The following is a 20301-nucleotide window of genomic DNA, read 5'->3' on the forward strand; positions in this document are numbered from 1 at the left end:
CCGAAACGACCGCAGGCTGAAACCAGGCGGCTTCAAGTTCCGTGGTTGTACGGGTCTTTGGCGTGAGGGGCAGGTAGCAGTACGGGCACTGGCTTGGTGATCATTACGGGTGACCTGCACCTGACGATCGCGAGAGTGTCCCGTGCCTGCTGATGCATCTTCCCCGGGTCCCTGCCGTGCTTGTGAAGCTGGGTCCGCTTGACCTCGGCCAGCTCGCTGACCTGCGTCCCTGCTTCGACTCGGTGCCCGACCCGCGCTCGCGGCGGGGCCGGTGGTACTCACTGACGGCGATCCTGCCGGCGTGTGCCCGCGCGGTCGTTTCCGGCGCAAGGAGCATCGACGAACTCGCCGAGCGGGGTGCCAAGGCCTCGTCGGGCGGGCCGCTCGCGGCCCTCGGTGTGCGCCGTCGCCGATCGGATGGCGGTGTACACCGTCGCCGGCGACGATCCTGCGTGTCCTGGGCTGGGCTTTTCGCATCGGCCATCCACGCAGGTCAAGTGGCGTGCCCGCACCCGATGCGCGGGTGCGGGGAGGTTTCGGAACGCGGCTGTGGCGGTGGCCTGTCCTGCAGGTGTTCCGAAATCACCGTCACGGGGCAGCGTGACCCGCCTCCCCGCAGCCGGCGTGTCCCCGCCTCTCAGAGCACGCTGTAAAGGGCGTCGATGAGCGCCATCTTCCGAGGGTCGTCGGCGATGTGCGGCCCCATGCGGTTCATGACGTAGCCCAGCGAGACGCCTGCCTCCGGATCAGCGAGACCGCAGGAGCCGCCGAACCCGTCGTGTCCGAAAGCCCTCGGATTCGGGCCGTAGGAGTTGTTGGGGCCGCTGAGCCAGAGGCCGAGGCCGATCTCCGTCTCGCTTTCGAAGCCGGCGCCGAGCACCAGATCGCGGCAGGCGCCCTGTCCTTCCCGGACCCGCTCAGCAGCCGCCGGCGAGAGGACGCGGTGCGAACCGTACGACCCCCGCCCGGCGAAGATCCCGTACAGCGCGGCGACCGCCCGTGCCGTGCCGTGCCCGTTGGCGGCCGGGATCTCGGCGGCCCGCCACGCCGCCGTATTGGCCTCGGTCGCGCCCGCCAGGGGATTGGCCAGTGCGGCCAGCGCCACGGGCGCCAACTGGCTGAAGATCGCCGCCTGTTCACTCGACGAGGCGGCCGGCGGATGCACCAGCTCGGCCGTGCGCCCGGCTTCCTTCTCCGGCAGTCCCACGGTGAAGTCGATGGCGAGCGGGCCGGTCACCTCCCGCGCCAGGAACGCGCCCGGCAGCAGCCCCGAGACACGCCGCACCACTTCACCGACCAGGAAGCCGTACGTCAGCGCGTGATAACCCGAGACCGTGCCCGGCTCCCACCAGGGCTCCGTCGCCGCGAGGCGCTTCGTGGTCAGCTCCCAGTCGTAGAGCTGCTCCAGCGAGTGCAGCTCACGCAGCCCGGCCAGGCCCGCCCGGTGCGACAGCAGATGCCCTACGAGCACCGACTCCTTGCCCGCCGCCGCGAACTCCGGCCAGTACGCGGCCACCGGCGCGTCGAGGTCGAGCAGCCCGCGGTCGGCCAGGATGTGCGCGCACAGCGCCGTCGGCCCCTTCGTGGTCGACCACACGTTGACCAGCGTGTCCCGCTCCCAGGCACGCGTCCGCGCCGCATCCGCCCAGCCACCCCACAGGTCAACCACGGTCTCGCCGCCCACCGTGACGGTCACGGCCGCGCCCAGCTCGTCGCGGTCCCGGAAGTTCTCCTCGAACGCGACGCGCACCGCCTCGAAACGTGTCTCGCAGTGGCCCTGAACCTGGGACATGGGTCCTCCGTCGTCCGCCGGGAACACCGGGCGCGGAAGGGCGGCCCCGGCTTCCCTGAACATACCGACTGGTCGGACTGGATGGAAGTCGCTGTACCGCACGCGTCCCAGGCCCGATTCGAAGGCGGGCTCGATCCGGAATGCGGGCCCATATGGACCGCGAGATGTACGACAGGACGCATGAGGCGGTGCGAGCCAAGATGGACCGCGAGATTTGACCTGCGCTTACGGTGCAGATTGAGGTTTTTCGTCTACCTTCCTGCCGTTCTGCCTGGTCAGGAAGGCCACGCGGCGAGAAGATCCGCCGGCCCGTATGCGGCATCGAGCCCCGTGCAGTCGGTCCCGCTGCGCGATACCGCGACCACGGGCACGGGGTCGGGCGTGAGTGCCGCGCGGTGGTGGTGCAGCGCGGCGAGATCGTGGCGGTCGAAAGGGGAATTCTCCAGCCACTTCACCGAGCCGACGAAGAGCAACTCCTTGGCAATGGGCCCGCGGTCGGCCCCCACGATGTCGATCTCCACGTCGTTGGTGCGGGTCCAATAGGCGCCGATTGCGGGGGCTGCGGGCAGCTTCGCATCCGGCAGCAGGCGCGCCAAGGCCTCACGTACGAGGGGTTCGACGGCCCGGCCGCGCCAGCTGGTCCAGTTCTCGCGGATACGGCCCAGCGTCAGGTCGCCCCTGCCTCGTTCGATCTCCTCCATCGCCGGGCCCAGGAACCTCAGCCAGAAGCGGAGGTAGGGATCCGCGACCCGGTAGCGGCGGTCCTTCGAGGGGCGTGTGGACACCGGGAGTTCGGCCGCGATCACCCTCTTGTCCGTGAGTATCCCCAGTGAGCGCTGGAGGGGGGTTGCTCCGAGGCCGCCGGCCGCGCGGGCGATGTTGGTGAAGGTCCGCTCCCCGCTGCCGATCGCGGACAGTACCGCGCGCGCCTGCAACTGCTGCGGGAACTCCGCGGCAAGTGACCGCTCCGCCGAGACCAGCAGGGCCGATACCGGATCGCTGAGGGCCGCCGCCAGGAAGTCCTCCGTCCCGGCGCCGTGCTCCCACTCCGCGCAGATCAAGGGCAGTCCACCGGTGATCAGTGCCGCGTCGAATGCCGAGGCTGCATCGAGGCCCAGCATTCCGCCCACCTCGGCAGGATTGAGAGGACCGAGCACCATCTCCCGTCCGCGCTGGTGGAACGGACGGCCATAGCTGTTCAGCGCCTCCATCATCGACAGGTCCGAGCCGATGAGGATCAGCAGAACCGGCTTGGTCTCCAGCGCCCTGTCCCAGGCCCGCTGCAACGTGCCCTCGAACGCACCCTCCGCATCCATCAAGTAGGGCACTTCGTCCATGACCACCACGCTTGCCCGGTCCTTCGGCAGAGCCGCCGCCAGCACGTCGAAGGCTGCATCCCAGCTTTCCGGGCGGGCCGAGGCCAACAGACCGGCCAGCGGAAGGTTCGATGACTGTGCGTCCTGACTGAGACGCTCGAGATCAGCCCTCGGCGCCGCTCCGGTGGCGGCGTAGAAGAGAAAAGGCGCGCCTGACCGCTCGGCGAATCGCTCGACCAGCCGTGACTTCCCTACGCGGCGCCGCCCCCGGAGCATCACGCACCGCCCGGGCCGTTCCCTGTCGAGCCCCGCTGCCACCTTGCCCAACTCGCGGTCGAGCGTATCGAGTTCGCGCGTCCTGCCCACGAAGTCGCCCACGGTGTTGTCCTCCACACGTCGCCACACTCAAGGAGATACGAGAGATACTAACAGCGTTGTTACTAACATCAATGTTAGTAACTTGCTGGACTCTCGAAGAAGGGGCGGTGGCGGAGGGCCTGGGCGGTGCCCCGCCGGACGTACGAGTTCAAGCCGCGGCGGCGGCCAGGCGGTGGAACGCCTGGGTGGTGTCGGGGTGGGCGAGTTCGTCCAGGAGGTGGCGCCAGTCGGGGTCGGTGGCCGTGGAGTGGGCCAGTTCCCAGGCGGTGAGCAGTGGGGCGAGGTCGCTCTCGGCGGAGGGCTCGGGCAGGGCGTCCTTGGTGGTGCTTGTCTTTGTGGACAGCAGCGAGTTCATGGGAGTTCCTTCCGGCTCGGGAGCTGTGAACCTCTTGGATTCGACGGGTTCAACCATGCCGTCGCCCGCTTGCCGGAACCATGGAGTGCTCTGCCGGATCGAGGGTGCAGGTAGCTGCACCCCGAGAGGGCCGTTCTCCCCCCTCAAACCTCCAGCGGCACCGGATGGATCTCGTCGGCCTTGTGGCCGGTGCGTTCGTGGATGCGTCGGACGGCTTCGGCAGTGGGGGCCTCGGAGAGGCAGTAGACCGTGCCGGACTGGGGGTCTGCCCAGGCCTTCTCGAAGTGCACGTTCTCTTCCCGCTCTATGGCGAGGTCCGCCTGGTGGGCCTGCCTCAGTTGTTCGGCCGTGATGCCCTGCATTCCGCGGTGGACGTCCATGAAGTGAGCCATGGCCCCGCATCACCTTGCGCTTACGAGTTCGCCGGCTCCCTCTCCTCCATGCTGCGCCCGTATGGCCGCGCGGGCGACCGCTCACGGCAGCTCGTGCGACCGGGCTGTGCGACGACGCGGGCTCCGAGCCGTCGCACAAGCCCTATAAGCCGTACAAGCCGTACAAGCCGTACAAGCCCTGCGAACTCAACCGCACTGGCAAGGACTGCCCGACTGGCAGCCGCACTTGCAGCCCGCCCCGCAGCCGCAGGCGGCGACGAGCGGGAGGCTGATGATCTCGGCGGGCTGCTCGGTCTCGCGATCCCGGGTGGGGTCGGGGGTGGTGGGGGATTCGGCCATGGTCCCTCCTCGAAGGCTTGTGCCTACGCCCATTGCAGGCCCCCACCGTCCGGCGCGGCAACGGCGCACGGAGGCTCCCAGGCAACGACCACGAAACCCGTACGCCCGTGCAACAGACCCGCACGCCCTCGCAACCCGGCCCGTACGCCCCGCAGCGGAGCGCCTACGCCCCCTCGACACCCGTCACAGGCTGAATCTCGTCCGCGTGCTCCCCCGTCACCAGGTACACCACCCGGTTCGCCACCGACACCGCATGGTCCGCGAAGCGCTCGTAGTAGCGGCCCAGCAGCGTGACGTCGACGGCCGTCTCGATGCCGTGCTTCCAGCGGTCGTCCATGAGGTGCTGGAAGAGGGCGCGGTGCAACGTGTCCATCGCGTCGTCGTCCTGCTCCAGCTGGAGCGCGAGGTCGACGTCCTTCGTGACGATGACCTCCGCCGCCTTCGCCATCAGGCGCTGCGCGAGCTGGCCCATCTCCAGGATCGTGGCGTGCAGGTCGTGCGGGACCGCGCGCTCCGGGAAGCGGAGGCGGGCGAGCTTCGCGACATGCTGGGCGAGGTCGCCCGAGCGCTCGAGGTCCGCGCTCATCCGCAGCGACGTGACCACGATCCGCAGGTCCGTCGCCACCGGCTGCTGCCGTGCCAGCAGGGCTATCGCCCGCGCCTCGAGCTCGTGCTGGAGATCGTCGACCTTCTGGTCGCCCGCGATCACGGTCTCCGCCAGCTTCAGATCGGAGTCGAGGATCGCCGTCGTGGCGCGCCCGATCGCCGACCCGACGAGCCGGGCCATCTCGACCAGGCCCTCGCCGATCGAGTCAAGTTCCTCGTGGTACGCGTCGCGCATCAGGATGTCCCTCTCTTACGTCTGCTTCCGGCTCCCGTACACGGATCCCCGTACACGGTTCCCCATGCACGAGTCCCCTGCGGGATTCCGAGGGGCTCGCGTACCCCACGCTCCCACGGTCCGGCCTGAACGCGTCCGTTTCCGCCACCTCAAATGAACCATCCCTATCACCCAGGTGAACTGTGAGCGACATGACCCCTCCCTGTCGGTATGCCTTCCTCCGAAGCCGCTCGGGACAAGTGAACCGGCACGGTCCCCACGGTGAACTCTGGGCGACGAGTGTTCGAGCTGACACTCTGGACGCTGTAAGGGGGTCGTACGTCATGCCTAACCTGGAGCCATGGACGTGAACGCGGCGGTCGCCGCAGCGGCAGCGATCGCCGGTGTACTCACCGGCGTCATCGCCATGCTGGCGTTCCGCTGGAGCGAGCGGGAGCAGAAGCGGCCGACGCGCACCTCGCTGCACACGGACCCGGTGCTTCCGCCGGGAGTCGACACGGTCCTGTCCGTGCTCCGCTCCTCCGCCGTCGTACTCGACGAGGCCGACGCCGTGGTCAAGGCCAGCTCCGCCGCATACGCCCTCGGTCTCGTACGCGGCGGGAAGCTCGCCGTCGAGCCCATGCTGCAGATGGCCCGCGACACCCGGCGCGACGGCGAGATACGGCAGGTCGAGCTGGACCTGCCACGCCGCGGCACCGGCCGCGGGGAAGCCCTCGCCGTGTCCGCCCGCGTCGCACCGCTGGGCTCCCGCCTCGTACTCCTCCTGGTCGAGGACCTCACCGAGGCCCGCCGCATCGAGGCCGTACGACGCGACTTCGTCGCCAACGTCAGCCACGAACTCAAGACCCCCGTCGGCGCGCTCAGCCTCCTCTCCGAGGCGGTCATGGGCGCCTCCGACGACCCGGAGGCCGTGGAACGCTTCGCCGGACGCATGCAGATAGAGGCCACCCGCCTCACCAACCTCGTCCAGGAACTCATCGACCTCTCCCGGGTCCAGAACGACGACCCCCTCGAGGACGCCGAGCCCGTACGCGTGGACGAACTCGTCGCCGAGGCCATCGACCGCTGCCGCCACCAGGCCGGCACCAAGCAGATCACCATGGCCGCCAATGTGGGGGGCGGGCCCATAGGGGCCTCGGACGAGGATGGTGGCAGGCGACGGGCGGACGGAACCGCCGACCTGCAGATCTGGGGCAACCGCGGCCAGCTGGCCGCCGCCCTCGGCAACCTCGTCGAGAACGCCGTGAACTACTCGCCCGCCCGTACGCGCGTGGGAATCGCCGCGCGCCGGGTCCCCGCGCCCGGCGGAGACCTCATCGAGGTCGCCGTCACCGACCAGGGCATCGGCATCTCCGAGAAGGACCGGGAGCGCATCTTCGAGCGCTTCTACCGCGTCGACCCGGCCCGCTCCCGCCACACCGGGGGCACGGGGCTGGGCCTGGCGATCGTCAAGCACGTGGCCGCCTCGCACGGCGGGGAGGTCACGGTGTGGAGCTCCGAGGGCCAGGGCTCCACCTTCACCCTCCGGCTGCCGGAGGCGGGCGTGGCCCGCGACCGCGCGACCGACCACACGTCCGGACTCGCCGACGACGTCGACGCCGGGCCGCCCGACGGAACGACCACCGTCACAACCCCCACAACATCCCCGTACGAACCGCTTTCTGCCCCGGAGGTCCTTCCGTGACCCGAGTGCTCGTCGTCGAGGACGAGGAGTCCTTCAGCGACGCTCTGTCCTACATGCTCCGCAAGGAGGGCTTCGAGGTCGCCATCGCGACCACCGGGCCCGACGGCCTCGACGAGTTCGAGCGCAACGGCGCCGACCTCGTCCTGCTCGATCTGATGCTGCCCGGACTGCCCGGCACCGAGGTGTGCCGCCAGCTGCGCAGCCGCTCGAACGTCCCGGTGATCATGGTCACCGCCAAGGACAGCGAGATCGACAAGGTCGTCGGCCTGGAAATAGGAGCCGACGACTATGTGACCAAGCCCTTCTCCTCGCGCGAACTGGTCGCCCGCATCCGCGCCGTACTGCGCCGCCGCGGGGAGCCCGAGGAGGTCACCCCCGCCGCACTGGAGGCCGGCCCGGTCCGCATGGACGTCGACCGCCACGTGGTCACCGTCTCCGGCTCCAAGGTCGACCTCCCCCTCAAGGAGTTCGACCTCCTGGAGATGCTGCTGCGCAACGCGGGCCGCGTCCTGACCCGTATGCAGCTCATCGACCGCGTCTGGGGCGCCGACTACGTGGGCGACACCAAAACCCTCGACGTCCACGTCAAGCGACTCCGCGCCAAGATCGAGCCGGACCCTGGCGCGCCCCGGTACCTGGTGACGGTCAGAGGCCTCGGGTACAAGTTCGAGCCGTAAACCGAACCTCTCGCGCACTCACGACGAAGGGCGGGACCCCTCCTGGGGTCCCGCCCTTCGTACGTACGAGAATTCCGCAGCCGTACGCCGCTCAGTCCTCCGCGACCGCGTCCTCGCCGGCCTCGGGAGCCGTGGGCGACGCGCTCTGCGAGGCCGCGTCCGAGGCGCCCTGCCCGGCCCCGTCGGCGCCGGCCTCACCGGAACCCGGCTCGGTCGGCGTTCCCGAGGGCGACTGCGACGGAGAGGCCGGAGACCGGGTGGGACTCGGGCTCCCGGAGCCCTCGGAACCGGGCGCCTGGGGAGTCTCGGACGGGCCCCACTCGGCGTAGTAGCCCTCGGCCGGGACGACGAACGCCCGCAGCTTCACCTGGCCCGTCTCGCTGAAGGTGAAGGTGACCTGCTGCGCGTCACCGTCCTCCAGGGCCTCGCGGCTGCTGTTCAGCACGGCGGAGGCGTTGTTCTTGCCACCGAGGATCACCGAGCCGTCGGCCGGGACCGTGATCGGGCCGGAACCCTCGGCGGGCTTGAGCGTGACGGGGTCCTCGATGCCCGCGACGCGGATCGACTCCAGCGTCTCGTCGCTGTTGCCGTTGTTGAACAGGGTCGCGGAGATCGCGGCCGGGCCCGTCGACTCAGGGTCGGGCTGGGTGATCACCACGGCGTTCTGGATCTGGATGTCGCCGACGCTGGTCGCCGCGTTGTCCGGCTTGATCTCCAGCGACTGGGCGTTGCTTCCGGCGCCGCACGCGGCGAGCGAGGCGATCGAGAACGCGATGGCGGCGGCGGCGAGGGCGCCGCGTCGAAGGCTGCTGCTCACGGCGGCGGCAACTCCTTGAACGTGGGCGGAGCAGGGCGGCGTACGTGTAAAGCCGCCCTAAGGTCTGTCGGCGGCTCAGGTTACCGATCCTCCACCGAGCCCCCGCACCCGACCCTCCCCCAGTTCTCGACTTCGCTCGAACCGGGGGGACCCCCACCTACGGTTCTGGCGTCGCTGCGCCCATCGCGCCGAGGAGGGCGCTCCTCAAGTCACTCGACATGACTTTGCATGACTCTGCACACAAAGAGCACAAGAGCACGTCCTCGTAACCCAAGCCACGTTGACAACATTTCCCATAAGGAATGCGATCGGGAGTGCGCAAGAGAATTGATCTTCGGTCTGGCGTGATCAATTCCGGATTCGTCTCGTACCCGCCCCCGGTCACCGAACGGAGTAGCGCAAGCCCCGTCACCGGAACCCGACAAATCTGGACGTTCGGCCACGCGAGTAGGCCTTCGAAAGCTTGTAACGGGCGGGTTTCGCCTCCCTCGAGGAACCGCTCCGACCTGCGAATACCCCCTCGTCCTGCCCCCTCGAAGCACGTTCCTGTCGTTGTTGTCAAGCCCCGAGATGTGCCCTGACCTGCGAAAACGCCATTCAGAAGATGCGGTTCTCGTGTTACTCTGGATAGCCACGGAAGGGGTACCTGTCACATGACGTTCAAGGTTGGCGACACCGTGGTCTATCCCCATCACGGGGCCGCGCTGATCGAGGCCATCGAAACTCGCCAGATCAAAGGCGTGGACAAGACCTACTTGGTGCTGAAGGTCGCCCAGGGCGACCTGACGGTGCGTGTGCCAGCGGACAATGCGGAGTTCGTCGGCGTGCGTGATGTGGTCGGTCAGGACGGGCTGGACCGGGTCTTCGAAGTGCTGCGCGCGCCGTATGCCGAGGAGCCCACGAACTGGTCGCGTCGTTACAAGGCAAATCTCGAGAAGCTCGCCTCCGGTGATGTCATCAAGGTCGCGGAAGTCGTCCGTGACCTGTGGCGTCGTGAGCGCGAGCGTGGACTCTCCGCCGGCGAGAAGCGCATGCTCGCCAAGGCTCGGCAGATCCTGGTGAGCGAGCTCGCCCTCGCGGAGAACACGAACGAGGACAAGGCCGAGGCCCTGCTCGACGAGGTCCTCGCGTCCTGACGCACGTCACTCTCTGATCGCTTCCCGACCAGAGGCGAAACGAGCGGTCCGGCGTACGCAATTGAAATGCCGCGGTGCCCGATGACGTAAGTTCTGTCGCCGGGCGCTGCGGCATGCTCGTACTCAGAACACCGTACGACCGTACGTCAGCGGCTGGGTAATGAATTTCCGGCCACCGATACTTGGCGTGCCGGGCCCGGGCAGCTGGCTCGACCAGATGTCACGGAAGGGTCCCCGGTCAAGGCGTCGCGCCCGGCACGCTGAGGCCATACCCACACGGGCCCGGTCGTCAAACCGACGTCAACCGGCGGGTCAAACCGGACGCGCCGAACGGCGTCCGGCGGGCACTGGATTGACGTCCGGTGGACGCCGGATTGATGACAAGAGCCGCGACAGGGCCTGGTCGTATACACCCATACGGACACAAACCCGACAGGAACCGATGTCTGACGATTCCCGCCGTCCCGGGGCCGGTACGGCGGCCGTGATTCCGGCCGCGGGCCGAGGCGTGCGCCTCGGGCCGGGCGCCCCCAAAGCGCTGCGCGCGCTGAACGGCACTCCCATGCTCATTCATGCGGTACGCGCGATGGCCGCGTCGCGCGCCGTCTCGCTGGTCGTCGTCGTGGCGCCGCCCGACGGTGCCGCCGAGGTGAAGTCGCTCCTGGACACGCATTCGCTGCCCGAGCGCACCGACTTCCTCGTCGTGCCCGGCGGTGACACCCGGCAGGAGTCCGTGAAGCTCGGCCTCGATGTGCTGCCGCCCGGCATCGACATCGTGCTCGTGCACGACGCTGCCCGGCCGCTGGTGCCCGTCGACACCGTCGACGCGGTCATCGAGGCGGTACGGGACGGAGCCCCCGCCGTCGTGCCGGCGCTGCCTCTTGCGGACACCGTCAAGGAAGTCGAGCCGCGTCCCGACGGCTCGCCCGAGCCGGTCGTCGCCACTCCCGAGCGGGCGCGGCTACGGGCCGTACAGACTCCGCAGGGCTTTGACCGGGACACCCTGCTGCACGCCCACGAGACCGTCACGGACGGAGTCACCGACGACGCGAGCATGGTCGAGCAGCTGGGCAAGCCCGTCGTGGTCGTGCCGGGGCACGAGGAGGCGTTCAAGGTCACCCGGCCGCTCGATCTCGTGCTGGCCGAGGCGGTACTCGCGCGGCGGAGGGCGAACGATGGCTTCTGAGACGTCCCCGCCCTTCTTGTTGCCGCAGGTCGGGATCGGTACCGACGTGCACGCCTTCGAGGAGGGGCGGGAGCTGTGGTGTGCCGGGCTGAAGTGGGAGGGGGAGGGGCCGGGGCTGGCTGGGCACTCCGACGCGGACGTCGTCGCGCATGCCGCCTGCAATGCGCTCTTCTCTGCCGCCGGACTCGGTGACCTCGGGGCTCATTTCGGTACGGGGCGGCCCGAGTGGTCCGGGGCGTCCGGGATCACGCTGCTCACCGAGGCGGCGCGTATCGTCCGCGACGCCGGCTTTCACATCGGCAACGTTGCCGTTCAGGTCGTCGGGCCTCGGCCCAAGATCGGCAAACGCCGCGGTGAGGCGCAGAAGTTGCTCTCTGATGCGGTGGGGGCGCCCGTTTCGGTCTCGGGCGCCACGACGGATGGTCTTGGGTTCCCGGGGCGGGACGAGGGGTTGCTGGCGGTTGCCACGGCGCTGGTCGTTCGCGTGGGCTGAGCTTGGCGTCGTCCTTTCCCCAGCCGCGCCCCTTCCCGAAACCGGGGGCTGCGCCAGGGGGTGGGGGTGACACCTCGTGTCGCGGCTGCGGGTGCGTCGTGGCTTGTCGCGCAGTTCCCCGCGCCCCTAAAGGGGCGCTCCCGGAGCCGTCAGCCATCATGCTCATCAGCCACTACGTGCCCGCACCAAACCACGAACCCAAGCCGCCCAACCGCCAAAGGCATCCGCACAAACCCCCGGATGGACACCCACTACCCTTGGACCCGTGACTATTCGCCTGTACGACACCAGCGCCCGGCAGATCCGTGACTTCGTCCCGCTCTCAGCGGGCTGTGTCTCGATCTACCTGTGTGGTGCCACCGTGCAGGCCGCCCCGCACATCGGGCACATCAGGTCGGGGCTGAACTTCGACATCATGCGCCGCTGGTTCGAATTCCGTGGTTACGACGTCACGTTCATCCGGAACGTCACCGACATCGACGACAAGATCATCTGGAAGGCGGCCGAGCAGAACCGCCCCTGGTGGTCCATCGGCTACGAGAACGAGCGGGCGTTCGGCGACGCCTACATCACCCTCGGTTGCCTGCCGCCGACGTACGAGCCGCGTGCCACCGGCCACGTGACCGAGATGGTCGAGATGATGCGCACGCTCATCGAGCGCGGGCACGCCTACGAGGCCGACGGAAGCGTCTACTTCGACGTGCGGTCGTGGCCCTCGTATCTGGAGCTGTCCAAGCAGGACCTGGACGAGATGCGACAGCCCGCCGAAGAGGGCATCACCGGCAAGCGGGATCCGCGCGACTTCGCCATGTGGAAGGCCTCCAAGCCCGGCGAGCCGGACTGGGAGACGCCGTGGGGCCGCGGCCGCCCCGGCTGGCACCTGGAGTGCTCGGCGATGGCTCACAGGTACCTGGGCTCGGCCTTCGACATCCACGGCGGTGGCCTGGACCTGGTCTTCCCGCACCACGAGAACGAGATCGCCCAGGCCAAGGCCTACGGCGACGAGTTCGCCAAGTACTGGGTGCACAACGCGTGGGTCACCATGAGCGGCGAGAAGATGTCCAAGTCGCTCGGCAACTCCGTGCTGGTCGGCGAGATGGTCAAGCACTGGCGGCCCATCGTGCTGCGCTACTACCTGGGCACCCCGCACTACCGCTCCACCATCGAGTACAGCGAAGAGGCCCTGCGCGACGCCGAGTCGGCGTTCGCGCGCATCGAGGGCTTCATCCAGCGGGTCGTGGAGCTGGCGGGGAAGCCGGTCGAGCCCGCGGCCGACGTGCCGCCCGCCTTCGCCGAGGCCATGGACGACGACCTGGGAGTGCCACAGGCCCTCGCCGTCGTGCACACCACGGTCCGGCAGGGCAACAGCGCGCTGGCCGCCGATGACAAGGACGCGGCCGTCGCCCGGCTCGCCGAGGTGCGCGCCATGCTCGGCGTCCTCGGCCTCGATCCGCTCGACGCGCAGTGGGCCGGGGAGAGCGACCAGAGCCAGGATCTGCACGGGGTCGTCGACAGCCTCGTACGCATGGTCCTCGACCAGCGCCAGGCGGCCCGCGCCCGCAAGGACTGGACCACCGCAGACGCCATCCGCGACCAGCTCAACCAGTCCGGCCTCGTCATCGAGGACGGTCCCCAGGGACCCCGCTGGACACTCGGCCCGCGCTGATCCCTTCGGCGGCTTCCTTGATCGATTGTGCCGTCCGGCCTTCCGGGCGGCACACTTCATAGACGCACAACGCATTCAGAGACGTACACACGCACGCTTTCACACAGACAGGTAGGTCATGGCCGCAAACAACCGCCGCATGTCCGGCAAGAAGGGCGCGCAGGTCGGCAGTGGCGGCCAGCGACGCCGGGGCCTGGAAGGCAAGGGCCCCACCCCGCCCGCCGAGATGCGCAAGGGGCACAAGAAGAACCGCGTCGCCACCGCCAAGGCGAAGCAGACCGCCCGCCGCCCCGCCCCCAAGGGCCGCGGCGGCAAGTCCACCTCCGAACTCGTCGTCGGCCGCAACCCCGTAGTCGAGGCGCTGCGCGAGGGCGTGCCCGCGAACACGCTGTACGTCCAGCAGTTCATCGACAACGACGAGCGGGTGCGCGAGGCGCTCCAGCTCGTCGGCGAGCGCGGCGGCATCCACCTCATGGAGGCCCCCCGCCCCGAACTCGACCGCATGACCAACGGCCTCAACCACCAGGGCCTCGTCCTGCAGATCCCGCCGTACGAGTACGCGCACCCCGAGGACCTCGCCGCCGCCGCGTACGACGCGGGCGAGGACCCGCTGATCGTCGCACTCGACGGCGTGACCGACCCGCGCAACCTCGGCGCCGTCGTCCGCTCCGTCTCCGCCTTCGGCGGCCACGGCGTCGTCGTCCCCGAGCGCCGCGCCGCCGGCATGACCGCCGGCGCCTGGAAGACCTCCGCCGGTACCGCCGCCCGTACGCCCGTCGCCCGCGCCACCAACCTGACGCGCACCCTGGAGGCGTACAAGAAGGCGGGCATCATCGTCGTCGGCCTGGCCGCCGACGGCGACGGCGAGATCGGTGAGCTGGAGGCGCTCGAAGGACCCGTCGTCATCGTCGTCGGCAGCGAGGGCAAGGGCCTGTCACGGCTGGTCGGCGAGACCTGCGACTTCCGCGTACGGATCCCGATGCCGGGCGGCGCCGAGTCGCTGAACGCGGGTGTGGCGGCGGGCGTCGTGCTGTACGAGGCGGCTCGGCGCCGGGCCTGACGGTGGGCGGGGTGATCTTGACGGAGTCCGGACAGATCGGGACGGTCAAGGCAGTGTCCTAACGACACGTCACTCGGTTAGATGAGTGTGGACACCAGAACACCCCGCACACCCACGGGGGACCGCACGTCGGGCTTCGACGACGCTCCCGCGCTGAGCATGGTGAAGGTGCCGAGCGATCCGGCGCAGGTCATCGTCAATCATGCGAGCTTCCGCGTGCAGCTGGGCACCGGCTCCCGTACGCAGTCCCCGCGCGTCGCAAGCCACTTGAGCTCCGCCGACCCCTCGCGCAGGCCGCCCGTCGCCGGCGCCCGCCGCCGCGCCCCTGTCGTCTGGAGCGGGAGGTCCGCACCCGACGACACCGGCGCCACGCGCCTGCTGCAGGCCGCGCGGAGCACCACCGTGCACCACGGCGCCGAGGATCCGACGGGCGAGGCCGGGGCGACCCAGGTCATCCCGCGCCTCGACGACAGCGGCTACAGCGGCTCCGGATACGGCGGCTACGGCGGATACGACACCGACCCCGACGCCACCGTCGCGACCCCCACCATCGGCGGCCCCCGTATCCCCCAGACCCGCCAGACCCCCATCCTTCCCCAGATGCGCACCTCGGGCAGCGCGGACGAGGAGTACGGCCAACACCCGTACGAGGAGGGCGAGTTCGAGGTCGACGCGTACGACTACGAGACCGACGAGTACGCCCCGCGCGGGCGCCACGCCGACCCGGTACGACACGCGTACTACCCCGGCCGCCGGATGAACCTCGGCGTCGTCCTGCTCCCGCTGCGCCTCATCCTCGGCTTCATCTCGATCTACGCCGGCATGGGCAAGCTCTGCGACCCGCACTTCTTCGACGGCGGCAAGCGCGGCTCCATGGTCAAGTGGCTGGGCACCCTCCAGCCCTGGGAAGCCGCCGAGCCGCTACGGCAGTTCGCCCTCGAACACCCCGTCGGCTCCGGACTCCTCATCGCCTTCTTCCAGGTCATCGTCGGCGTCCTCACCGTCCTCGGCCTGTGGCAGCGGGCCGCCGCCGTCGTCGGCGCGCTGCTGTCGGCCGCGCTCCTGATCACCATCAGCTGGAAGAGCGACCCCGCCTACGACGCGACCGACATCATCTACCTCGCCGCCTGGACCCCGCTGATCATCACGGGCGCCCCCGTCTACTCCGTCGACGGCCGCCTCGCGGGCGGCGCCTGGCGCCGGCTCGGACCGCGCGCCGACATCTGGGACCTGCGCCGCTACGTCCTGCGCCGCGGCGCCCTCATCAGCACCCTCGTCGTCGGGCTCACCCTGCTCGTCGGCTCCATGCTCGGCGGTGCCGTCCGCGACGCCGACCGCGTGGTCGTCCCCGGCCCCGGCGAGGCACCGCGCAACGAACTCCCCGGCTCCCCACTCCCCGAGGAGTCCGGCGACGACCGCCGCTCGGAGAGCCCCTCGGCCGCCAACTCGCCCACCCAGGGCGCGACTTCGGCCAGCCCCTCCGAGAAGGACGCCACAAACACCCCGGGCGCCTCCCGCGAGTCCGCCACCGCGGGCGCCGGCCGGCCCAGCGAAACCCAGGGCACGGGCCAGGTCCCGCCCGCCCAGCAGACGGCACCCCCCGCCGAGGCGCCCAGCACCAGCGCGGGCCCGTCCTCCTCGGGCGGCACCGCCACGGGCGGGACGGGCTCCCCCGGAGGCACCGGCGGCGGCAGCGACTCGGGCGGCGCCTCGGGTGGTGGTGCCGGCGGTTCCGGTGGTGGCGGCGGCGGAGGCTCGGACGAGGGCAGCCTCGTGGGCGGTCTGCTCGGCTAGCGGTTCGGGTAACGGCCTTTCGCCGGTACGCAGTCGGGGCCCCGCACTTTCACGAGTGCGGGGCCCCAGTGACGTACGTACAGCCGCGAGGCTCAACGCCCCAGTGCCGCCAGCTCCTTCGCCGCCTCTGCGAGGTCCTTCGCGGTGTCGATGGCGCGCCAGTACGCGCCCTGCGGGATCGGGCAGCCGAACAGGCGGCGCTCGCGGGCCAGGCGCGGGAACGTGGTGCGCTCGTGGTCGCCGAGGTCGGGCAGCATGTCGGTGAACTCGGGGGAGAAGACATACACGCCCGCGTTGATCTCGTACGACGTCGGCGGGGACTCGATGAAGTCCGTGATGTGACCGAAGTTGTCGGTCTCGACGGCACCCCACGGGATGCGGGGGCGGGCCAGCGCGAGGGTTGCCACCGCGTCGCGCTCGGTGTGGAAGTCCGCCATGTCGCGCAGCGAGAAACGGGTCCAGATGTCACCGTTCGTCGCGTACCAGGGCTGATCGGGGTGGGGCAGATGCTGGGCGGCGAACTTGAGGCCGCCGCCGCGGCCCAAGGGTTCCTTCTCGACCACCGTGGTGACGCGGACGGGGAGTTCGGCCGACTCCAGCCACTGCTGGAGGACCTCGGCGAGATGGCCGCACGAGACGACCACGTCCGTAACGCCCTCCTCGGCGAGCCAGGTCAGCTGATGGCCGATGATCGGGGTCCCGGTGCCGGGGATCTCGACCATCGGCTTGGGCCGGTCGTCGGTGTAGGGACGCAGCCGGGAGCCCTGGCCACCGGCCAGGACAACGGCTTGAACGGGGCGCGACGCGGCGTTCGGATGCTTCATGAACCGCACTGTACGACGCGCCCCGCCCGGGGCTTGTGCCGGTGTCGGGCCGCGTCACCCGGCCCGTCAGCCTGCCGCCCGTCAGCCGTGCCCGTCGGCGACGCCCGTGGCGAAGGACGTGTCGCAGACGGGGCGGGAGAACGACTGGGCGCGGGACGGGCCGTACTTGGCGACGGCGGCACGGCCCAGCGCGCGGGCGATGGAGGCGCAGTGCCTGGCGAGCGACGGGCGGCCGTTCACCGCCTCCTGGAGGTGCGTGAGCGCCACCCCCGCGTCCTTCTCCTGGAGCTCGAGCAGGAGCTTGTCGCGCAGCACGTCCTGCGGGGTGCTGGACGCAGGCCGCGAGGCCGCGTTCTCGGCGGAGGCGGCAAGCACCGAGGCCGAGGAGTCGCTCCTCGACCAGGGGACCGTGGCGACCGCGAGAGTCCCGGAGAGCACCAGGACGACGGGCAGAACGAGGGCGAGAGTACGGCCGATCCGGTGGGCCGGACCGCGGCCGTGCCGCGTCGGGCGGTCGGCGGGGCGACGGCCGCGTCGTGTCGAGGGGTTAGTGGAGTGCTTCACGCGAGTGAGGGTAGCGCGGGGTAATGATTTGGCGACATTTGGTAATCAGTTCGAGCGACGGCCGGTGCTCAAATTCAGGTGCGAGGTTGACGTACAGGGGTCGAAATGACCGGTCTGCCGGGGTATTTGTCGACAACGAAACGACGACAAAGGGGCCCCGCAGCAAGCTGCGGGGCCCCTTCCGTCAACGTGGGCGAATTCACCCGGTACGGGCGCCTTCAGCGCGCGCCTCAGTCGGAGAGACGCTCACCCGTGGACGTCGAGAACACGTGGGTCTCGCCCGGCCGCGGCACAACATGCAGCGTGGCGCCCTTCTCCGGGACCGCGCGGCCGCTGACGCGGACGACCAGGTCCTTGAGCTCGTCGCCGACCTGGGCGCTGCCGTAGACGTAACCGTCGGCGCCCAGTTCCTCGACGACGTTCACCGAGACGGCGAGGCCCGCCGGGGCGTCCTCGGTCTCCTTGGTCAGGGCCTTCGCGGCGCCACCGTTCTGCTCGACGATGTCGAAGTGCTCCGGGCGGACGCCGACCGTGACGGTGCGGTCGCCGCGGTCCGAAGCGGCCGACAGGGCCTCCCGGTTGACCGGCACCACGCTGTTGCCGAACTTCACGCCGCCGTCCGTGATCGGGACCTCGACGAGGTTCATGGCCGGCGAGCCGATGAACCCGGCGACGAACAGGTTCGCCGGCCGGTCGTACATGTTGCGCGGCGAGTCGACCTGCTGGAGCAGACCGTCCTTCAGCACCGCCACCCGGTCACCCATCGTCATGGCCTCGACCTGGTCGTGGGTGACGTACACGGTGGTGATGCCGAGGCGGCGCTGGAGGCTCGCGATCTGCGTACGGGTGGACACGCGCAGCTTGGCGTCGAGGTTCGACAGCGGCTCGTCCATGAGGAACACCTGCGGCTCACGCACGATGGCACGGCCCATCGCGACACGCTGCCGCTGACCACCGGAGAGCGCCTTCGGCTTACGGGCCAGGTAGTCGGTGAGGTCCAGGATCTTCGCCGCGTCCTCCACCTTCTGGCGGATCTCGGCCTTGTTGACGCCCGCGATCTTGAGCGCGAAGCCCATGTTGTCGGCGACCGTCATGTGCGGGTACAGCGCGTAGTTCTGGAACACCATGGCGATGTCCCGGTCCTTCGGCGGCAGATGCGTGACGTCGCGGTCACCGATGCGGATGACGCCGGAGTTCACGTCCTCGAGCCCCGCGAGCATCCGGAGCGAGGTGGACTTGCCGCAGCCGGACGGACCGACGAGAACGAGGAACTCGCCGTCCCCGACCTCGATGTCCAGACCATCGACAGCGGGCTTCTCGGTGCCCGGGTAGATCCGGGTCGCCTTTTCGAACGAGACAGTGGCCATGGTGATGGGCCCCCTTCTACCGGCAGGAACGTGCCGGACGATCCGTTGTGGAAGGTGGTGCCACTACGGGTGATTCCGTTGTGGTGTTGTGGTGTAGTCCACGCAGGGCGGACTGGGTCAGGACGGTACCTGGCGGTTGCCTGGTCTGTCAGTAGTCGGGGGGCCGTGAACTTCGCGGAAATTTTCGAGGGGCAGAGCACGGCCCTTTTGGCCATGCCTCGTTCAAGGCCAGAGCCACCGCCTTTTGGCCATGCTTTGGGCAAGGGCAGAGCAGCGATCTTTTGGCCCTACTCGACGCTTCCTGCTTCATCGTCCACTGCCGACCGCACACAGCCCTGGTGAGCTGCGCACGCCCGGTCTCACACGGACTCCACAGGCATTCCGGCCGACGGCCCGTCGGTCCGTACTGCACCAGCCGCTCCTACGCGGCCAAACACTTCTCCAGCTCCGACGCCTTGATCACCGTCGGCGCCTTTTTCCCTGGAGGCAGTCAAGGCTGCCGCCAGCCAGTACAACCGCATCCCCTCATCGCGGAGATTCACGGCGGCATTCACATCACGGTCATGGACCACACCGCACTCCGTGCAGATCCACTCCCGGAACCGAGGCGTCCATCCTCGGCCCCTTGGCCTGGCAGGCCGAACACCGTCGGGTCGACCCGATGCTGCTCCCAGGTCCAGGTCCAGGCCCTGGCCCTGGACCTGGACCTGGACCGCAGAGTCAGTCCCTCGTTGCAGACCCACTGCGGATGGTTACGCACCGTTCTTGGATCGCATGGAGCGGGGAACTTCGTGGCTTGGGGAAACGGGCTCTGTGTACAGTGGAGCCGCCTTCGCGTACGGCGTTGAAGTGCGCGATGCCTCCTTAGCTCAGTCCGGCCCAGAGCGACGCACTTGTAATGCGTAGGTCGTCGGTTCGAATCCGACAGGGGGCTCGACGAAAATAGAGGACCAGCCCGCAGGGCCCGTGAGCTCGTAGTTTCGGCTACGGTCCAGGTCCCGCGGGCTGGTCGCCGCAAGGGCGGTGAGCCTCGGTGAGGGCCGCCGAGGAGCCCCGCAAGGACGGTTCTCGCGCGACTGACCTTGAGACCTGGGTGCGGCGCGGTTGTGCCTTGGTCGTGGCGTCGGTGGCTGCGTACGCCTCCTATGTTCACCAGAGGGCGTTTGCCCTTCAGGGCGGGGCAGACGTCACGAGCGCCGCGCTGTGGCCCCTGTCGGTCGATGGGCTTCTGCGCTTGGCGACGGTCGGCCTGCTGAAGCCCGCCGACCATGCCGGCCGTCGGGCACGCTCCGTGGTGTGGATGGCGTTTCTGCTCGGCATCGGAGTGTCGCTTGCGGCAAATGTCGCTGCGGCTCCCGACCTCGCTTGGAAGCCGGTGCTCGTCGCGGGGTGGCCGCCGGTCGCCCTCCTGTTCTCGGTGGAACTCCTCGCGCATCGGTCCAGCAACCGAGAGCGAACCGAGAGCTGGACGCGAGAACAGGCCTCGCGTCTCGTCCCAAAGCCACGGCCGAGCGCACCGGAAGCCAAGCGAGACGGGATCGCTGCATCACAGCGAGACTCTCGGAGCGGGCGCGAGAGCGAGACCAGGGTCGCGTCCCGCGAGGTGGTGTAGTCGATCAA

Annotated in this window: 20 protein-coding genes and 1 tRNA gene; 10 read left to right on the forward strand and 11 right to left on the reverse strand. The window is 69.4% G+C overall.

Annotated elements, in window-relative coordinates:
- Window positions 1-637: 637 nt before the first annotated feature.
- The 6 genes from ABD357_RS17380 to phoU all read right to left on the reverse strand — a co-directional run bounded on the left by ABD357_RS17380 (window position 638) and on the right by phoU (window position 5413).
- On the reverse strand, window positions 638-1792 hold the full coding sequence (locus tag ABD357_RS17380) for a serine hydrolase domain-containing protein (protein ID WP_344391094.1): 1155 nt from the start codon (window positions 1790-1792) through the stop codon (window positions 638-640).
- 275 nt (window positions 1793-2067) lie between these two features.
- Complete coding sequence (locus ABD357_RS17385; RefSeq protein ID WP_344391178.1) at window positions 2068-3486, reverse strand: ATP-binding protein; 1419 nt, start codon at window positions 3484-3486, stop codon at window positions 2068-2070.
- A 148-nt stretch (window positions 3487-3634) separates the two neighbouring features.
- Window positions 3635-3841 (reverse strand): hypothetical protein, encoded by a 207-nt coding sequence (locus tag ABD357_RS17390; protein ID WP_344391095.1) that lies wholly within the window; start codon window positions 3839-3841, stop codon window positions 3635-3637.
- Window positions 3842-3984: 143 nt separating this feature from the next.
- On the reverse strand, window positions 3985-4233 hold the full coding sequence (locus ABD357_RS17395) for an SCO4226 family nickel-binding protein (protein WP_344391097.1): 249 nt from the start codon (window positions 4231-4233) through the stop codon (window positions 3985-3987).
- 186 nt (window positions 4234-4419) lie between these two features.
- Window positions 4420-4572, reverse strand: coding sequence for a hypothetical protein (locus ABD357_RS17400; protein ID WP_344391099.1), 153 nt, complete (start codon window positions 4570-4572; stop codon window positions 4420-4422).
- 163 nt (window positions 4573-4735) lie between these two features.
- Window positions 4736-5413 carry a phosphate signaling complex protein PhoU gene (gene phoU / locus ABD357_RS17405; RefSeq protein ID WP_344391102.1) on the reverse strand — a complete coding sequence of 226 codons (678 nt, stop codon included), beginning with the start codon at window positions 5411-5413 and terminating at the stop codon, window positions 4736-4738.
- 340 nt (window positions 5414-5753) lie between these two features.
- Between phoU and phoR the strand changes: the two genes are divergently transcribed.
- Both phoR and phoP read left to right on the forward strand, forming a co-directional pair.
- Entirely contained in the window at window positions 5754-7097 is a 1344-nt protein-coding gene (gene phoR / locus ABD357_RS17410) for a two-component system sensor histidine kinase PhoR (RefSeq protein ID WP_344391103.1), read from the forward strand.
- Window positions 7094-7774 carry a two-component system response regulator PhoP gene (gene phoP / locus ABD357_RS17415; protein WP_033322296.1) on the forward strand — a complete coding sequence of 227 codons (681 nt, stop codon included), beginning with the start codon at window positions 7094-7096 and terminating at the stop codon, window positions 7772-7774. Before phoR ends, phoP begins: the two co-directional genes overlap by 4 nt.
- A gap of 91 nt (window positions 7775-7865) precedes the next feature.
- Here phoP and ABD357_RS17420 read toward each other — a convergent pair whose 3' ends face one another.
- Window positions 7866-8591 (reverse strand): copper chaperone PCu(A)C domain-containing protein, encoded by a 726-nt coding sequence (locus tag ABD357_RS17420; RefSeq protein WP_344391105.1) that lies wholly within the window; start codon window positions 8589-8591, stop codon window positions 7866-7868.
- A 653-nt stretch (window positions 8592-9244) separates the two neighbouring features.
- On the opposite strand from ABD357_RS17420, the gene ABD357_RS17425 reads away from it, so the two are divergent.
- The 6 genes from ABD357_RS17425 (at window position 9245) to ABD357_RS17450 (ending at window position 15926) form a co-directional block, all read left to right on the forward strand.
- Window positions 9245-9727 carry a CarD family transcriptional regulator gene (locus ABD357_RS17425; RefSeq protein ID WP_003953493.1) on the forward strand — a complete coding sequence of 161 codons (483 nt, stop codon included), beginning with the start codon at window positions 9245-9247 and terminating at the stop codon, window positions 9725-9727.
- A gap of 442 nt (window positions 9728-10169) precedes the next feature.
- Window positions 10170-10913 (forward strand): 2-C-methyl-D-erythritol 4-phosphate cytidylyltransferase, encoded by a 744-nt coding sequence (gene ispD / locus ABD357_RS17430; protein WP_344391107.1) that lies wholly within the window; start codon window positions 10170-10172, stop codon window positions 10911-10913.
- Complete coding sequence (gene ispF / locus ABD357_RS17435; protein WP_344391108.1) at window positions 10903-11406, forward strand: 2-C-methyl-D-erythritol 2,4-cyclodiphosphate synthase; 504 nt, start codon at window positions 10903-10905, stop codon at window positions 11404-11406. Before ispD ends, ispF begins: the two co-directional genes overlap by 11 nt.
- Before the next feature lie 265 nt (window positions 11407-11671).
- Window positions 11672-13072: a cysteine--tRNA ligase gene (cysS, locus tag ABD357_RS17440; protein ID WP_344391109.1), complete on the forward strand. Its 1401-nt coding sequence runs from the start codon at window positions 11672-11674 to the stop codon at window positions 13070-13072.
- Window positions 13073-13190: 118 nt separating this feature from the next.
- On the forward strand, window positions 13191-14132 hold the full coding sequence (gene rlmB / locus ABD357_RS17445) for a 23S rRNA (guanosine(2251)-2'-O)-methyltransferase RlmB (RefSeq protein ID WP_344391110.1): 942 nt from the start codon (window positions 13191-13193) through the stop codon (window positions 14130-14132).
- 87 nt (window positions 14133-14219) lie between these two features.
- Window positions 14220-15926, forward strand: coding sequence for a DoxX family protein (locus ABD357_RS17450; RefSeq protein WP_425584905.1), 1707 nt, complete (start codon window positions 14220-14222; stop codon window positions 15924-15926).
- A gap of 92 nt (window positions 15927-16018) precedes the next feature.
- Here ABD357_RS17450 and ABD357_RS17455 read toward each other — a convergent pair whose 3' ends face one another.
- From ABD357_RS17455 to ABD357_RS17470, 4 genes are all read right to left on the reverse strand, one after another.
- Window positions 16019-16750: a nucleotidyltransferase family protein gene (locus tag ABD357_RS17455; protein WP_344391113.1), complete on the reverse strand. Its 732-nt coding sequence runs from the start codon at window positions 16748-16750 to the stop codon at window positions 16019-16021.
- A gap of 81 nt (window positions 16751-16831) precedes the next feature.
- Window positions 16832-17314: a hypothetical protein gene (locus ABD357_RS17460; RefSeq protein WP_425584897.1), complete on the reverse strand. Its 483-nt coding sequence runs from the start codon at window positions 17312-17314 to the stop codon at window positions 16832-16834.
- Between the two features lie 230 nt (window positions 17315-17544).
- Complete coding sequence (locus ABD357_RS17465; RefSeq protein ID WP_344391114.1) at window positions 17545-18681, reverse strand: ABC transporter ATP-binding protein; 1137 nt, start codon at window positions 18679-18681, stop codon at window positions 17545-17547.
- 359 nt (window positions 18682-19040) lie between these two features.
- Entirely contained in the window at window positions 19041-19424 is a 384-nt protein-coding gene (locus tag ABD357_RS17470) for a zinc ribbon domain-containing protein (protein WP_344391115.1), read from the reverse strand.
- A gap of 115 nt (window positions 19425-19539) precedes the next feature.
- Between ABD357_RS17470 and ABD357_RS17475 the strand changes: the two genes are divergently transcribed.
- Both ABD357_RS17475 and ABD357_RS17480 read left to right on the forward strand, forming a co-directional pair.
- A tRNA-Thr gene (locus ABD357_RS17475) sits at window positions 19540-19615 on the forward strand.
- Between the two features lie 192 nt (window positions 19616-19807).
- Complete coding sequence (locus ABD357_RS17480) at window positions 19808-20293, forward strand: DUF2637 domain-containing protein (RefSeq protein ID WP_425584899.1); 486 nt, start codon at window positions 19808-19810, stop codon at window positions 20291-20293.
- Window positions 20294-20301: the final 8 nt, after the last annotated feature.

This window comes from Streptomyces vastus (assembly GCF_039532825.1).
Classification (GTDB): domain Bacteria; phylum Actinomycetota; class Actinomycetes; order Streptomycetales; family Streptomycetaceae; genus Streptomyces; species Streptomyces vastus.

Coding starts and splice junctions, on each gene's coding strand:
- ABD357_RS17380 (WP_344391094.1), bottom strand. CDS start 1,792: ATGTCCCAGGTTCAGGGCCACTGCGAGACACGTTTCGAGGCGGTGCGC.
- ABD357_RS17390 (WP_344391095.1), bottom strand. CDS start 3,841: ATGAACTCGCTGCTGTCCACAAAGACAAGCACCACCAAGGACGCCCTG.
- ABD357_RS17395 (WP_344391097.1), bottom strand. CDS start 4,233: ATGGCTCACTTCATGGACGTCCACCGCGGAATGCAGGGCATCACGGCC.
- ABD357_RS17400 (WP_344391099.1), bottom strand. CDS start 4,572: ATGGCCGAATCCCCCACCACCCCCGACCCCACCCGGGATCGCGAGACC.
- phoU (WP_344391102.1), bottom strand. CDS start 5,413: ATGCGCGACGCGTACCACGAGGAACTTGACTCGATCGGCGAGGGCCTG.
- phoR (WP_344391103.1), top strand. CDS start 5,754: ATGGACGTGAACGCGGCGGTCGCCGCAGCGGCAGCGATCGCCGGTGTA.
- ABD357_RS17425 (WP_003953493.1), top strand. CDS start 9,245: ATGACGTTCAAGGTTGGCGACACCGTGGTCTATCCCCATCACGGGGCC.
- ispD (WP_344391107.1), top strand. CDS start 10,170: ATGTCTGACGATTCCCGCCGTCCCGGGGCCGGTACGGCGGCCGTGATT.
- ispF (WP_344391108.1), top strand. CDS start 10,903: ATGGCTTCTGAGACGTCCCCGCCCTTCTTGTTGCCGCAGGTCGGGATC.
- rlmB (WP_344391110.1), top strand. CDS start 13,191: ATGGCCGCAAACAACCGCCGCATGTCCGGCAAGAAGGGCGCGCAGGTC.
- ABD357_RS17455 (WP_344391113.1), bottom strand. CDS start 16,750: ATGAAGCATCCGAACGCCGCGTCGCGCCCCGTTCAAGCCGTTGTCCTG.
- ABD357_RS17465 (WP_344391114.1), bottom strand. CDS start 18,681: ATGGCCACTGTCTCGTTCGAAAAGGCGACCCGGATCTACCCGGGCACC.